Origin of the sequence: Comamonas sp. 26 (assembly GCF_002754475.1) — a bacterium.
Taxonomy (GTDB): Bacteria; Pseudomonadota; Gammaproteobacteria; order Burkholderiales; family Burkholderiaceae_C; genus Comamonas.
This window is the reverse complement of the sequence record NZ_PEFL01000001.1, coordinates 3,114,310-3,129,460: the sequence shown is the minus strand read 5'-3', so window position 1 is coordinate 3,129,460 and position 15,151 is coordinate 3,114,310. Positions and strand designations below refer to the sequence as shown.

At 54.5% G+C, this 15,151-nt stretch carries 7 protein-coding genes, 2 tRNA genes and 5 rRNA genes; 9 read left to right on the top strand and 5 right to left on the bottom strand.

Annotated features, from left to right (window positions below; translation table 11 throughout):
* From CLU84_RS14570 to CLU84_RS14535, 8 genes are all read left to right on the top strand, one after another.
* Nucleotides 1-2,396 (top strand): 23S ribosomal RNA (locus tag CLU84_RS14570); the annotation flags it as partial.
* Between the two features lie 180 nt (nt 2,397-2,576).
* A 5S ribosomal RNA gene (gene rrf / locus CLU84_RS14565) occupies nt 2,577-2,689 on the top strand.
* 352 nt (nt 2,690-3,041) lie between these two features.
* Nucleotides 3,042-4,574 (top strand): 16S ribosomal RNA (locus CLU84_RS14560).
* Between the two features lie 100 nt (nt 4,575-4,674).
* Nucleotides 4,675-4,751, top strand: a tRNA-Ile gene (locus CLU84_RS14555).
* A gap of 29 nt (nt 4,752-4,780) precedes the next feature.
* A tRNA-Ala gene (locus CLU84_RS14550) sits at nt 4,781-4,856 on the top strand.
* Between the two features lie 418 nt (nt 4,857-5,274).
* A 23S ribosomal RNA gene (locus CLU84_RS14545) occupies nt 5,275-8,154 on the top strand.
* A 180-nt stretch (nt 8,155-8,334) separates the two neighbouring features.
* Nucleotides 8,335-8,447: ribosomal RNA gene (gene rrf, locus CLU84_RS14540) — 5S ribosomal RNA — on the top strand.
* Nucleotides 8,448-8,555: 108 nt separating this feature from the next.
* On the top strand, nt 8,556-9,302 hold the full coding sequence (locus CLU84_RS14535; RefSeq protein ID WP_099738037.1) for a 16S rRNA pseudouridine(516) synthase: 747 nt from the start codon (nt 8,556-8,558) through the stop codon (nt 9,300-9,302).
* Nucleotides 9,303-9,368: 66 nt separating this feature from the next.
* Here the strand turns inward: CLU84_RS14535 and CLU84_RS14530 are convergent, their stop codons facing one another.
* The 5 genes from CLU84_RS14530 to CLU84_RS14510 form a co-directional block, all read right to left on the bottom strand.
* Nucleotides 9,369-10,190, bottom strand: coding sequence for a DNA/RNA non-specific endonuclease (locus tag CLU84_RS14530; protein WP_099738036.1), 822 nt, complete (start codon nt 10,188-10,190; stop codon nt 9,369-9,371).
* Nucleotides 10,191-10,519: 329 nt separating this feature from the next.
* A complete protein-coding gene (locus CLU84_RS14525; protein ID WP_099737770.1) occupies nt 10,520-11,317 on the bottom strand; it encodes a hypothetical protein in 798 nt (265 codons plus the stop codon).
* A 15-nt stretch (nt 11,318-11,332) separates the two neighbouring features.
* The gene (locus CLU84_RS14520; RefSeq protein WP_099737769.1) at nt 11,333-11,779 is read right to left on the bottom strand and encodes an RNA-binding S4 domain-containing protein; all 447 of its coding nucleotides are present in this window, start codon (nt 11,777-11,779) and stop codon (nt 11,333-11,335) included.
* Nucleotides 11,780-11,811: 32 nt separating this feature from the next.
* Complete coding sequence (locus CLU84_RS14515) at nt 11,812-13,293, bottom strand: sensor histidine kinase (RefSeq protein ID WP_099737768.1); 1,482 nt, start codon at nt 13,291-13,293, stop codon at nt 11,812-11,814.
* A complete protein-coding gene (locus CLU84_RS14510) occupies nt 13,290-13,991 on the bottom strand; it encodes a response regulator (RefSeq protein ID WP_099737767.1) in 702 nt (233 codons plus the stop codon). The genes CLU84_RS14515 and CLU84_RS14510 overlap by 4 nt, the downstream gene beginning before the upstream one ends.
* Nucleotides 13,992-14,125: 134 nt before the next feature.
* Between CLU84_RS14510 and CLU84_RS14505 the strand changes: the two genes are divergently transcribed.
* Nucleotides 14,126-15,091, top strand: a complete 966-nt coding sequence (locus tag CLU84_RS14505) for a tripartite tricarboxylate transporter substrate binding protein (RefSeq protein WP_099737766.1) — start codon at nt 14,126-14,128, stop codon at nt 15,089-15,091.
* Nucleotides 15,092-15,151 lie beyond the last annotated feature (60 nt).

Below are 15,151 nucleotides of genomic sequence, written 5' to 3'. Positions count from 1 at the left end.
CCCGGGAGGAGTGAAATAGATCCTGAAACCGTATGCTTACAAAAAGTCGGAGCCTCGTAAGGGGTGACGGCGTACCTTTTGTATAATGGGTCAGCGACTTACATTCAGTGGCAAGCTTAACCGAATAGGGGAGGCGCAGAGAAATCGAGTCCGAATAGGGCGATCAGTCGCTGGGTGTAGACCCGAAACCAAGTGATCTATCCATGGCCAGGATGAAGGTGCCGTAACAGGTACTGGAGGTCCGAACCCACTAATGTTGCAAAATTAGGGGATGAGCTGTGGATAGGGGTGAAAGGCTAAACAAACTTGGAAATAGCTGGTTCTCTCCGAAAACTATTTAGGTAGTGCCTCAAGTATTACCGTCGGGGGTAGAGCACTGTTTAGGCTAGGGGGTCATGGCGACTTACCAAACCTATGCAAACTCCGAATACCGACGAGTACAGCTTGGGAGACAGAGCACCGGGTGCTAACGTCCGGACTCAAGAGGGAAACAACCCAGACCGCCAGCTAAGGTCCCTAAAATTGGCTAAGTGGGAAACGAAGTGGGAAGGCTAAAACAGTCAGGATGTTGGCTTAGAAGCAGCCATCATTTAAAGAAAGCGTAATAGCTCACTGATCGAGTCGTCCTGCGCGGAAGATGTAACGGGGCTAAGCCAGTTACCGAAGCTGCGGATGTGTCATTTATGGCACGTGGTAGGAGAGCGTTCTGTAAGCCTGTGAAGGTGTCTGGAGACGGATGCTGGAGGTATCAGAAGTGCGAATGCTGACATGAGTAGCGTTAAAGGGGGTGAAAAGCCCCCTCGCCGTAAGCGCAAGGTTTCCTACGCAACGTTCATCGGCGTAGGGTGAGTCGGCCCCTAAGGCGAGGCAGAGATGCGTAGCTGATGGGAAACAGGTCAATATTCCTGTACCGATCAATAGTGCGATGTGGGGACGGAGAAGGTTAGCTCAGCCAACTGTTGGATATGTTGGTTCAAGCCTGTAGTCATGCCTGGTAGGCAAATCCGCCGGGCTAAGATGAGGGGTGATAACGAGTCTGCTTGCAGACGAAGTGAGTGATACCCTGCTTCCAGGAAAAGCCACTAAGCTTCAGCTATTGACGACCGTACCGCAAACCGACACTGGTGCGCGAGATGAGTATTCTAAGGCGCTTGAGAGAACTCAGGAGAAGGAACTCGGCAAATTAACACCGTAACTTCGGGAGAAGGTGTACCCCAAGTCAGTGAAGTTGAACAAACGGAGCTAAAAGGGGTTGCAAAAAATTGGTGGCTGCGACTGTTTAATAAAAACACAGCACTCTGCAAACACGAAAGTGGACGTATAGGGTGTGACGCCTGCCCGGTGCTGGAAGATTAAATGATGGGGTGCAAGCTCTTGATTGAAGTCCCAGTAAACGGCGGCCGTAACTATAACGGTCCTAAGGTAGCGAAATTCCTTGTCGGGTAAGTTCCGACCTGCACGAATGGCGTAACGATGGCCACACTGTCTCCTCCTGAGACTCAGCGAAGTTGAAATGTTTGTGATGATGCAATCTCCCCGCGGAAAGACGGAAAGACCCCATGAACCTTTACTGTAGCTTTGTATTGGACTTTGAACGGATCTGTGTAGGATAGGTGGGAGGCTTTGAAGTGTGGTCGCTAGATCACATGGAGCCAACGTTGAAATACCACCCTGGTGCGTTTGAGGTTCTAACCTTGGTCCATTATCTGGATCGGGGACAGTGCATGGTAGGCAGTTTGACTGGGGCGGTCTCCTCCCAAAGCGTAACGGAGGAGTTCGAAGGTACGCTAGTTACGGTCGGACATCGTGACGATAGTGCAATGGCATAAGCGTGCTTAACTGCGAGACTGACAAGTCGAGCAGATGCGAAAGCAGGACATAGTGATCCGGTGGTTCTGTATGGAAGGGCCATCGCTCAACGGATAAAAGGTACTCTGGGGATAACAGGCTGATACCGCCCAAGAGTTCATATCGACGGCGGTGTTTGGCACCTCGATGTCGGCTCATCTCATCCTGGGGCTGTAGTCGGTCCCAAGGGTATGGCTGTTCGCCATTTAAAGAGGTACGTGAGCTGGGTTTAAAACGTCGTGAGACAGTTTGGTCCCTATCTTCCGTGGGCGCTGCAGATTTGAGGAAGCCTGCTCCTAGTACGAGAGGACCGGAGTGGACACACCTCTGGTGTACCTGTTGTCACGCCAGTGGCATCGCAGGGTAGCTAAGTGTGGAAGAGATAACCGCTGAAAGCATCTAAGCGGGAAACTCGTTTCAAGATGAGATCTGCCGGGGCCTTGAGCCCCCTGAAGGGTCGTTGTAGACCACGACGTTGATAGGCTGGGTGTGGAAGCGCAGTAATGCGTTAAGCTAACCAGTACTAATTGCCCGAGCGGCTTGACCCTATAACTTTGGGTTTAGCTCAGAAATGAAAAGACAGAATGAATCATGCAAGTGATCATTCAAGTTATGCCAAAAAGGCGCAATCGAATAAGCTGATCGAGACTCTATGAATTCGTTGGATTGAAAGTGAGCTTTGATTAAGAAGTTAATCGAAGAGCGATCAATCTGACAAAAAGTTTATGCCTGATGACCATAGCAAGTTGGTACCACTCCTTCCCATCCCGAACAGGACCGTGAAACGACTTAGCGCCGATGATAGTGCGGGTTCCCGTGTGAAAGTAGGTCATCGTCAGGCTCTTACGCCAAAACGCCTGGCTCACGCCAGGCGTTTTCTTCTCTCTCTTCGAAAGAGGGGTGAGAAGAAAACGCAAAAACGTTTTTAAAGTGCTGCAAAACAGTGCTAAAATCTAAGGCTTCGCTGATCACAGCAAGCAACGAAATTCAAAAGTGGTTCTGCCGGTTTTGAGTTCTCGGTTCCTTAAAAAAATACAGCCGATAAGCGTGGGCGTTTGATGGCAAGCAGCCAGTTCTTCGGAACAAAACTCTTCGGAGTATCAAGCGCTCACAAAAACAGTAATTATTGAAGAATTTATTCTTCTTGATTCCGTCAAGTGAGTGAGCAGTCGAAAGACTTTAAATTCAAGATCGAACTATAGAGTTTGATCCTGGCTCAGATTGAACGCTGGCGGCATGCTTTACACATGCAAGTCGAACGGTAACAGGTCTTCGGATGCTGACGAGTGGCGAACGGGTGAGTAATACATCGGAACGTGCCTAGTAGTGGGGGATAACTACTCGAAAGAGTAGCTAATACCGCATGAGATCTACGGATGAAAGCAGGGGATCGCAAGACCTTGTGCTACTAGAGCGGCTGATGGCAGATTAGGTAGTTGGTGGGGTAAAGGCTCACCAAGCCAACGATCTGTAGCTGGTCTGAGAGGACGACCAGCCACACTGGAACTGAGACACGGTCCAGACTCCTACGGGAGGCAGCAGTGGGGAATTTTGGACAATGGGCGAAAGCCTGATCCAGCAATGCCGCGTGCAGGATGAAGGCCCTCGGGTTGTAAACTGCTTTTGTACGGAACGAAAAGCTCTGGGCTAATATCCCGGAGTCATGACGGTACCGTAAGAATAAGCACCGGCTAACTACGTGCCAGCAGCCGCGGTAATACGTAGGGTGCAAGCGTTAATCGGAATTACTGGGCGTAAAGCGTGCGCAGGCGGTTATGTAAGACAGAGGTGAAATCCCCGGGCTCAACCTGGGAACGGCCTTTGTGACTGCATGGCTAGAGTACGGTAGAGGGGGATGGAATTCCGCGTGTAGCAGTGAAATGCGTAGATATGCGGAGGAACACCGATGGCGAAGGCAATCCCCTGGACCTGTACTGACGCTCATGCACGAAAGCGTGGGGAGCAAACAGGATTAGATACCCTGGTAGTCCACGCCCTAAACGATGTCAACTGGTTGTTGGGTCTTAACTGACTCAGTAACGAAGCTAACGCGTGAAGTTGACCGCCTGGGGAGTACGGCCGCAAGGTTGAAACTCAAAGGAATTGACGGGGACCCGCACAAGCGGTGGATGATGTGGTTTAATTCGATGCAACGCGAAAAACCTTACCCACCTTTGACATGTACGGAAGTTACCAGAGATGGTTTCGTGCTCGAAAGAGAACCGTAACACAGGTGCTGCATGGCTGTCGTCAGCTCGTGTCGTGAGATGTTGGGTTAAGTCCCGCAACGAGCGCAACCCTTGCCATTAGTTGCTACATTCAGTTGAGCACTCTAATGGGACTGCCGGTGACAAACCGGAGGAAGGTGGGGATGACGTCAAGTCCTCATGGCCCTTATAGGTGGGGCTACACACGTCATACAATGGCTGGTACAAAGGGTTGCCAACCCGCGAGGGGGAGCTAATCCCATAAAGCCAGTCGTAGTCCGGATCGCAGTCTGCAACTCGACTGCGTGAAGTCGGAATCGCTAGTAATCGTGGATCAGAATGTCACGGTGAATACGTTCCCGGGTCTTGTACACACCGCCCGTCACACCATGGGAGCGGGTCTCGCCAGAAGTAGGTAGCCTAACCGCAAGGAGGGCGCTTACCACGGCGGGGTTCGTGACTGGGGTGAAGTCGTAACAAGGTAGCCGTATCGGAAGGTGCGGCTGGATCACCTCCTTTCTGGAAAAATGCTGCTTTAAATTGAACGTCCACACTTATCGGTTGTTGGAACAAGCCAAAGCTTGATAGGCAAGGAAACTTGCTTGTTGTGTTGAGGAATGGGTCTGTAGCTCAGCTGGTTAGAGCACTGTGTTGATAACGCAGGGGTCGTTGGTTCGAGCCCAACTAGACCCACCAAGATTCCAATGCCAGTGCAAGAGGATCCTGGGGGATTAGCTCAGCTGGGAGAGCACCTGCTTTGCAAGCAGGGGGTCGTCGGTTCGATCCCGTCATCCTCCACCAAGTTTAAAAATGATAGCGCCTGAAGGTGCTATAATCGTTGGCTCAGCAGATGTTGCAAGGCATGAGGTTGAGAAGCAAGAAAACAGAAATTCAATATAAAAGCAGTCTGAAGCAGACTGCTTTTATATTGATCTTTGATCAATAGGCTGTTCTTTAAAAATTCATAGAGTCGAAATCAGCGTTGCTGGTGGAAAGCGCAAACCAAGGTTTGTGCACCGTGCCATCAGCAACTTTTTGATTGCGTCAAAACAAATATTTTGCGAAAGCAAAGATATTTAGTAATGACGAATATTCTCTAAGCTGTATCGAAAGATACAGCCAAAGATATTCACATTACGGCATAACGCGTGAGGTGCAAGACCTCACCAGTCTTTGAAATCTAGAGCTTTGTGTTTCGCAAGAGACGTCAAAGTTATAGGGTCAAGTGACTAAGAGCATATGGTGGATGCCTTGGCGATGATAGGCGACGAAAGACGTGATAGCCTGCGATAAGCTTCGGGGAGCTGGCAAATAAGCTTTGATCCGGAGATTTCTGAATGGGGGAACCCACCTCGCAAGAGGTATCGCATGATGAATACATAGTCATGCGAAGCGAACCTGGAGAACTGAAACATCTAAGTACCCAGAGGAAAAGACATCAACCGAGATTCCGATAGTAGTGGCGAGCGAATTCGGAAGAGCCTTGCAGTGATAGTCGACCGGTTAACAAAATGGCATGGAAAGGCCAACCATAGTGGGTGATAGTCCCGTATGTGAAAACCGATCGGTGGTACTAGGCTGCAGACAAGTAGGGCGGGGCACGAGAAACCCTGTCTGAATATAGGGGGACCATCCTCTAAGGCTAAATACTCATCATCGACCGATAGTGAACCAGTACCGTGAGGGAAAGGCGAAAAGAACCCCGGGAGGGGAGTGAAATAGATCCTGAAACCGTATGCTTACAAAAAGTCGGAGCCTCGTAAGGGGTGACGGCGTACCTTTTGTATAATGGGTCAGCGACTTACATTCAGTGGCAAGCTTAACCGAATAGGGGAGGCGCAGAGAAATCGAGTCCGAATAGGGCGATCAGTCGCTGGGTGTAGACCCGAAACCAAGTGATCTATCCATGGCCAGGATGAAGGTGCCGTAACAGGTACTGGAGGTCCGAACCCACTAATGTTGCAAAATTAGGGGATGAGCTGTGGATAGGGGTGAAAGGCTAAACAAACTTGGAAATAGCTGGTTCTCTCCGAAAACTATTTAGGTAGTGCCTCAAGTATTACCGTCGGGGGTAGAGCACTGTTTAGGCTAGGGGGTCATGGCGACTTACCAAACCTATGCAAACTCCGAATACCGACGAGTACAGCTTGGGAGACAGAGCACCGGGTGCTAACGTCCGGACTCAAGAGGGAAACAACCCAGACCGCCAGCTAAGGTCCCTAAAATTGGCTAAGTGGGAAACGAAGTGGGAAGGCTAAAACAGTCAGGATGTTGGCTTAGAAGCAGCCATCATTTAAAGAAAGCGTAATAGCTCACTGATCGAGTCGTCCTGCGCGGAAGATGTAACGGGGCTAAGCCAGTTACCGAAGCTGCGGATGTGTCATTTATGGCACGTGGTAGGAGAGCGTTCTGTAAGCCTGTGAAGGTGTCTGGAGACGGATGCTGGAGGTATCAGAAGTGCGAATGCTGACATGAGTAGCGTTAAAGGGGGTGAAAAGCCCCCTCGCCGTAAGCGCAAGGTTTCCTACGCAACGTTCATCGGCGTAGGGTGAGTCGGCCCCTAAGGCGAGGCAGAGATGCGTAGCTGATGGGAAACAGGTCAATATTCCTGTACCGATCAATAGTGCGATGTGGGGACGGAGAAGGTTAGCTCAGCCAACTGTTGGATATGTTGGTTCAAGCCTGTAGTCATGCCTGGTAGGCAAATCCGCCGGGCTAAGATGAGGGGTGATAACGAGTCTGCTTGCAGACGAAGTGAGTGATACCCTGCTTCCAGGAAAAGCCACTAAGCTTCAGCTATTGACGACCGTACCGCAAACCGACACTGGTGCGCGAGATGAGTATTCTAAGGCGCTTGAGAGAACTCAGGAGAAGGAACTCGGCAAATTAACACCGTAACTTCGGGAGAAGGTGTACCCCAAGTCAGTGAAGTTGAACAAACGGAGCTAAAAGGGGTTGCAAAAAATTGGTGGCTGCGACTGTTTAATAAAAACACAGCACTCTGCAAACACGAAAGTGGACGTATAGGGTGTGACGCCTGCCCGGTGCTGGAAGATTAAATGATGGGGTGCAAGCTCTTGATTGAAGTCCCAGTAAACGGCGGCCGTAACTATAACGGTCCTAAGGTAGCGAAATTCCTTGTCGGGTAAGTTCCGACCTGCACGAATGGCGTAACGATGGCCACACTGTCTCCTCCTGAGACTCAGCGAAGTTGAAATGTTTGTGATGATGCAATCTCCCCGCGGAAAGACGGAAAGACCCCATGAACCTTTACTGTAGCTTTGTATTGGACTTTGAACGGATCTGTGTAGGATAGGTGGGAGGCTTTGAAGTGTGGTCGCTAGATCACATGGAGCCAACGTTGAAATACCACCCTGGTGCGTTTGAGGTTCTAACCTTGGTCCATTATCTGGATCGGGGACAGTGCATGGTAGGCAGTTTGACTGGGGCGGTCTCCTCCCAAAGCGTAACGGAGGAGTTCGAAGGTACGCTAGTTACGGTCGGACATCGTGACGATAGTGCAATGGCATAAGCGTGCTTAACTGCGAGACTGACAAGTCGAGCAGATGCGAAAGCAGGACATAGTGATCCGGTGGTTCTGTATGGAAGGGCCATCGCTCAACGGATAAAAGGTACTCTGGGGATAACAGGCTGATACCGCCCAAGAGTTCATATCGACGGCGGTGTTTGGCACCTCGATGTCGGCTCATCTCATCCTGGGGCTGTAGTCGGTCCCAAGGGTATGGCTGTTCGCCATTTAAAGAGGTACGTGAGCTGGGTTTAAAACGTCGTGAGACAGTTTGGTCCCTATCTTCCGTGGGCGCTGCAGATTTGAGGAAGCCTGCTCCTAGTACGAGAGGACCGGAGTGGACACACCTCTGGTGTACCTGTTGTCACGCCAGTGGCATCGCAGGGTAGCTAAGTGTGGAAGAGATAACCGCTGAAAGCATCTAAGCGGGAAACTCGTTTCAAGATGAGATCTGCCGGGGCCTTGAGCCCCCTGAAGGGTCGTTGTAGACCACGACGTTGATAGGCTGGGTGTGGAAGCGCAGTAATGCGTTAAGCTAACCAGTACTAATTGCCCGAGCGGCTTGACCCTATAACTTTGGGTTTAGCTCAGAAATGAAAAGACAGAATGAATCATGCAAGTGATCATTCAAGTTATGCCAAAAAGGCGCAATCGAATAAGCTGATCGAGACTCTATGAATTCGTTGGATTGAAAGTGAGCTTTGATTAAGAAGTTAATCGAAGAGCGATCAATCTGACAAAAAGTTTATGCCTGATGACCATAGCAAGTTGGTACCACTCCTTCCCATCCCGAACAGGACCGTGAAACGACTTAGCGCCGATGATAGTGCGGGTTCCCGTGTGAAAGTAGGTCATCGTCAGGCTCTTACAGAGAAAAACCCCGTAATCGAAAGATTACGGGGTTTTTTATTTGATAAATCAGTATTCTTGATATTGCTTGCGCAGTAGTGGACAAAGAGAAGGAATCAGGCATGCAGCTGCAGGATATGTTGTATTCACAGGGCTTTGGCATTCGTCGTGTGTGCTCCGGTTTGGTGCAGCAGGGCTGGGTGGAGCTGTGGAACACCGAGACCGAGTCTTGGGATGTGGTGCTTGACTCCACTTTGGACATTGATCCTGAGGGGATGAGCTTTAAGGTGCAGGGCGTGGAATGGGCGTATCACGCTTTGGGCTATGTGCTGCTGCACAAGCCAGCTGGAACCGAATGCTCCCAAAAGCCCTCAGCTCACCCCAGCATCTACAGCCTGCTGCCACCGCCTTTGCGCTTGCGACCCAATAAGGGTGCCGTGCAGGGCGTGCAAGCGGTGGGCCGCCTGGATCAGGATACGACGGGCTTGCTGCTGCTCAGCGATGACGGTCAGTTCATTCACCGCATGTCGTCGCCCAAAAAGCATGTCTCCAAGGTCTATCGCGTGACTTGCAAGCATCCTGTCGATGCGAAGCAGGTGCAGAGCCTGCTGGATGGCGTGGTGCTGGATGATGATCCCAAGCCTGTGAAGGCTGCCGCATGCGAGCTGATTGATACGCATGTGCTGGATTTGACGCTGACTGAAGGCAAGTATCACCAGGTCAAGCGCATGCTGGCTGCCGTGGGCAACCGCGTGGAAAGTCTGCACCGCTGGCGAATTGGTGGGCTGGTGTTGCCGGAAAATCTTGCGCCAGGCGAATGGCGCTGGCTGACGGCGGATGAGCTGGAATTGCTCAAGCCCGGCAACTAAATACTGAATGCAATGCAAAAAGCCTGCTGGCATAGCCAGCAGGCTTTTGTTGTTTGAAGAGCAGGCTTAGCGTTGCAGGACAGATGCAGGTGCGGAAACCTGCTGGATCTTGCCTGCGCTGCGTAGTGCTGTGGAGGGCAGGAACTCGATGCCGGTGCGGCGCACCAATTCTTCGTAGCTGATGGGCTGGGTTACGCGGGCGGCATCGTCATTGGCTTGCCAGTGGGCCCAGGCGCGTTGGTTCTGGGCGTCGTAGACCAGCTTGTACAGAAAGCTGGGGACTCGTACCTGGTTGCTTCCGACGGCACTCGTATCCGCGGCAAATACGGGCCCGGTGATGACGTAGACATCGCCAGCAGCACGCTGGGCGTAGCTGCGTGTGTCTTTTTCGATGCGAGCCCAGGGGCCGCCGTTTTGTTTGCTGGACTGAGGCACCATATTGGCCAGTGAAAAGCTCTGGGCCATGGCCTGTGCAGTGGGCATGTCACCGGCAGGTGCCATGTGGCCGCGTGAGTAGCCGGAGCGCTTGTAGTCGTCCAGCTCGGCCCGTTCGTCGCGGGGCAGGCGGGCGTCGCTGAAGAACTTGTTGGTGCGTTTTTCGTCTGCGTCTTCCACCAATGCCTTGTTCAAGCGCTGGGCGACAAAGACGGGTGTCTTGCTCTGGCCACTGTGCAGAATGGCAAATGCGTCATAGCAAAGTGCACGCAGCTTGGGCTGATCGTTGAGAACTGGAGGCTTGCCGCCTGCAAAGAACTGGGGGCACTGGCTAAACCCCTGAGTGCTGCGCGTGGGGTTGGAGACTTGCAGTTGACCCGCTGGAGCGGTGGGCGACGACGGCAGCGGCAGCGGCATCTTGGCCGTGCAGGCCATGCTGCTGATGGACAGCAGGGCCAAGGCGGCATAGCGTGCAAGGCGCTGGCCTGAAGTTACGGGGAGGGCGTGAGCAGACCGGTAAAAAGCGAGTGACATTCGAGAGCAGAGACGGGGGAATGGTCGTTAATCGACCAGAAAAAGCGTGCCGCAAAGGCGAGGATGAGCTATTGAAAAGATAGCTGCTTGCGTATGCATAGAAGCTATTTCAGGCTTGAAGTTCCATCAAAGGCTTGCATGACAATCGCTGGCAGCTCTTATTTTAAGTAACTGAAAGATGCTGAAGATTGTCTCTTGCTCATGAATTCAGAGCAGGTAGCGCTTGAGCTGTAAGCGCTAGATGACTTTTAGCCTTGTATGGAAGTGCCGGGTGTCCCGTACATGAACAGCACTTGCAGCGCTGCCTGCGTCTGCTGGTGCAAGCTGGCCAGAGCCTGATCTTTATCGGGCGGGAGAATGTATTTGCCCTGAGCATTTTTGGCATAGGGCTGACCCAGCAACTCCGCCATGTCGATCTGGTAGTAGCTGCGATTGCCATAAGGCCGCTTGCCATCGATATAGGGCATAGGCCACAGCGGCTGGCTGGGGTCTTCGTCGTTCAACACGTCGTCAATGCTGTCGCTGCTGACCTCGCGCCATTGGGCGGCGTTGAGCAGCAATTGATGTGCGGGCAGAAACTGAAACGCCTGGCTTGCGCTGGCGTGCTGCTTGGGCTGCACAAAGCCAGAAGGTAATGAATAGCTGCCTGCAGGCAGCGTGGCTGAGGCGACGAATTCAGGAATGAGCAAGCAGACTTCGGCCAGCAGGCGGGTGGCCCGCGTGCGGTCTGTGGTTTGCAGAATGTGAAGGGCAGTGCGCAAGGCAGAGTCTGCTTCGGTGCTTGTATTGACGTTTGCGCTGGAACTCCATAGCGGCTGCACAGGATCAATGCCTGGTGCACCTGATTCTTCGGGAACCCAGTTCACGTGCAACTGGCGTATCAGCAGCAAATGTTGCGCTGAGAAAGTCGGTAGAGCGTTGGCGGTGAAGACGGCACGAATGATGTCGTGTCTATCTTCCGCCGCAGCATCCTTGCGCAGCCACCACCAGCCTAGGGACCCGGCAGTCAATGCACCCGCCAGTGAGATCAGTTGTCTGCGGATCATGGCTGCTGCAGGGTTTTAGTCGTCAATCGATGCGCTCCAGCGATCACCCCAGCCGCTGCTGCGGTGGTCTTTGCTGACGCGGTCAATCTCGCGGCGGTCGCGTTTGGTGGGGCGGCCTGCATGCAGGGCAGCCAGCGTGTCTGCGGGCTCTGGCGCCAGGCGGCGCTGCTCGGCCAGTTGCTCGCGCTGGGCCATGCTCTGCGACGTTTCCTCATACAGCAGCTGGGCCACAGGGGCCGGGCCGCGCATATTGCTCAGGCTGCGCACGATGACTTCTTTGGGAATGCTGCCCTGGCGCAGGTCGATGGTGTCGCCGGGGCGTATTTCACGCGAGGCCTTGGCATTGGACTTGTTGACGGTGACGCGGCCCTTGCCAATTTCCTCAACAGCCAAGCTGCGGGTCTTGTAGAACCGCGCGCACCACAGCCATTTGTCCAGACGCATGGATTGAATTTCGCTCATGCAGATATTTTGCGGCGAGTCTGGGCCGAGATTCAAGACAGTTGTGTATCAAGGCTCTGTGCTTCCGCATGCTGCAGCGGCAGTTTCACCAGCGCGCGCAGACCGCAAACCTGTCCGCATATATCGTGCAGATTGCGCAGCTCGATCTGGCCCCCCAGGGTTTGCACAATTTCCTGGCAGATGGCCAGGCCGAGGCCCGATCCGCTGCGTGCATTCCCCGCTGAGAAAGGCTGGAACAGGCGCTGGGCCAGTTCGTCATCAATGCCGCTGCCGCTGTCTTCAATGCTGAGTAAGGCCATGCCGTCTTGCTGACGCACATCGACTTGCAGTCGCCCACCTCGCGGCGTATGGCGCAGTGCATTGTGCAGCAGGTTGCGGGTCAGCTCGCGCACCATCCATTCATGGGCGGGCACGTGGCAGGGCTGGGTTTCAATGCCAAAGTCCATGTCCAGATCGGCAATCAGCGGTGACAGCTCAAGCGCTACATCGCGCACGATGTCGTCTAACTGGGCCAGCATGGTGCTCGGCTGGCTGCTGTCTTCCTGGCGCAGCTGCTCGACCTTGGCCAGCGCCAGCATCTGGTTGGCGACGCGGGTGGCGCGGTCTACGGTGTCGTCAATTTCTGCAAAGGCTTGCGCAGGTGGAATATCGCCGCGCTTGGCGGATTGCACCTGCACCTTGAGCACGGCGAGTGGCGTGCGCAACTGGTGCGATGCATCGCGCACAAAGCGCTTCTGATTGCTGAGCAGGCGCTGCAGGCGCAGCATGGTCTGGTTAGTAGCGTCCAGCAGCGGCTGTATTTCACGCGGGGCTTCGGGGGCGTCGAGAGGGCTGAGGTCGCCCTGAGCCCGCTCCTGCAAATCTTCGCTGAGCTGGCGAATGGGCTTGGTTGCGCGCTGCACCACGATGATGACGATAAGGGCCACGACCAGTACCAGCAGTGCTTGGCGAATCAGCGTATCTCGCAGAATCTGCAGAGCCAGAGACTGGCGCAGCTCCAGTGTTTCAGCCACTTGAATAACCGCCATGCCGCGGCCGTTGGCGCTGGCGACAGGTTGCAGCAGTACGGCGACGCGCACTGGGTGGCCGCGAAACTCATCGTCATAAAAATCCACTAGCGCGGCATAGGGCGGGCGCGGCGGAATCTTGCCATGCCACACGGGCAGCTCGCTGAAGCCCGAGACCAGTGCTCCATCGAGCGTGGAGACTCGGTAGAACATGCGGCTCTGGTTATCGGCTTCAAAAATCTCCAGCGCCGAGTAGGGCACCATTGCGCGCAGATGGGCCTTTTCGTCGTAGCCCTCAACGCCAATTTGTTCGCTGATGCTCTTGGCCGATGCCAGCAGCGTTCTGTCATACGCCGTGTGCAGCGATGACAGGGTTTGCTGATACAGGCTCCAGGCGTTCAGCGCAATAAGCAGCAGCACTGGCAGCAGAATACCGGTGAGCAGCAGGCGCCGCAGAGACCAGGCAGCCCGGCGCCGCCCACTGGCCGGGCCTGTGCTGGTGCTCATGTACTGACCTCGACCTTGATGAGATAGCCGAGGCCTCGCAGCGTGACCAGTTGAACGCCTGTGCCGCTGAGTTTTTTGCGCAGGCGATAGGCCACGACTTCTACGGCTTCGTACTGAACATCGACCTCACCGGGGAAGACGAGACTGAACAGGCGCTCCTTGGTTACGGCGTGGCCGGGGCGGGCCAGAAGGGCGTGCATCATGGACAGCTCACGTGGCGTCAGCTCCAGCACCGCATCGTTCAGATAGATAGCACCGCTTTCTTTTTCATAGCGCAGAGCGCCCAGCATGATTGTCTCAGGCGCGGATTTAGGTGTGAAGCTGTCTTGGCTGCGGCGCAGCAGTGCGCGCAGGCGTGCTTCCAGCTCATCCAGGTCAAAAGGCTTGGCCAGATAGTCGTCGGCACCGGCATTCAGACCCATTACGCGGTCACCCACCGTGCCGCGTGCGGTGAGTATCAGTACGGGGGTGCGCAGGCCCTGTGCGCGGGCGCGCTCCAGCACTTGCAGGCCGTCGAGGCCGGGCAGGCTCAGATCCAGCACCACGGCATCGGGTTCACGGGTCAGCCAGTGAGCCAGGGCGCTGGGTCCGTCGGCCGCTACCTCGACATGCAGGCCGCGGCGCATGAGGGTGCGCTGCAGCGTGGTGCGCATGGCGGAATCATCTTCAACAAGCAGTAATTGCATGGGGCAGAACATAGCACTGCGCCGAGAACCCACGGGCAATTCGTGAAACTACCGATACCGCTTAAGGGAATGCCCTAGGCGTTTGGACAGCTGTTTGACAGGCAGGCTCATCATCATTCGTTCACCAAATACATAAGGAGCTCACCATGCGTCGTGATACGTTTCTGAAGTCTCTGGCAGCCCTTGCGGCAGCTGGTGCTTTGCCTCTGTCGGCACAGGCTGCGACAGCCATCAAGATGATGCTGCCCGCCAACCCCGGTGGCGGCTGGGACACGACAGGCCGAGCCCTGGGCAAGGCTTTGCAGGACGCGGGTGTGGCTTCTTCCGTCACGTATGACAACAAGGGCGGCGCTGCGGGCGCGATTGGTCTGGCTCAGTTTGTCAACGGCAGCAAGGGTGATCCCAACGCCATGATGGTGATGGGCGCCGTGATGCTGGGTGGCATCATCACTGGCAAGCCACCAGTGAATCTGACACAGGCAACGCCTCTGGCCCGCCTGACCAGCGAATACAACGTGTTCGTGTTGCCCGCCAACTCGCCTTACAAGAACATGGCCGAAGTGGTGGCTCAGCTCAAGAAGGACCCTGGCTCGATCAAGTGGGGCGGCGGTTCGCGTGGATCGACCGAGCACATTGCTGCGGCCATGATTGCCCGCGAAGTGGGCGTGGACCCCTCCAAGATTAACTACGTGGCATTCCGTGGGGGCGGTGAGGCAATCTCCGCCATTCTGGGCGGCAATGTGACCGTGGGCGGCAGTGGCTTCAGCGAGTTTGCTGAGTACATCACCACCGGCAAGATGAAGCCCATTGGCGTGACCTCGGCTCAGCGCCTCAAGGGTGCGGCCTCCAGCATCCCCACGCTCAAGGAGCAGGGTATCAACGTGGAGATCGGCAACTGGCGCGGTGTGTATGGCGCACCCGGCATCTCTGCGGCTCAGCGTACCGAGCTGATTGCTCAGATCGAAAAAGCCACCAAGAGCAAGGCCTGGGCCGAAGCGCTGCAAAAGAACGACTGGACACCTGCATGGCTGGGCGGTGATGCCTTCGCCAAGTTTGTGGACGACGAGTTTGCCAGCCTGCGCGCCACCATGGCCAAGTCTGGAATGATCTGATGACGGCCAGGCAGCTTTGCATTCGACAGAGCTGCCCACTGTCTGTTTTTTATCTCTTGC

Bases quoted from the DNA above. Each gene is read 5' to 3' on its own strand.
- CLU84_RS14535 (WP_099738037.1), top strand. From the start codon at position 8,556: ATGCAGCTGCAGGATATGTTGTATTCACAGGGCTTTGGCATTCGTCGT.
- CLU84_RS14525 (WP_099737770.1), bottom strand. From the start codon at position 11,317: ATGATCCGCAGACAACTGATCTCACTGGCGGGTGCATTGACTGCCGGG.
- CLU84_RS14520 (WP_099737769.1), bottom strand. From the start codon at position 11,779: ATGAGCGAAATTCAATCCATGCGTCTGGACAAATGGCTGTGGTGCGCG.
- CLU84_RS14515 (WP_099737768.1), bottom strand. From the start codon at position 13,293: ATGAGCACCAGCACAGGCCCGGCCAGTGGGCGGCGCCGGGCTGCCTGG.
- CLU84_RS14510 (WP_099737767.1), bottom strand. From the start codon at position 13,991: ATGTTCTGCCCCATGCAATTACTGCTTGTTGAAGATGATTCCGCCATG.
- CLU84_RS14505 (WP_099737766.1), top strand. From the start codon at position 14,126: ATGCGTCGTGATACGTTTCTGAAGTCTCTGGCAGCCCTTGCGGCAGCT.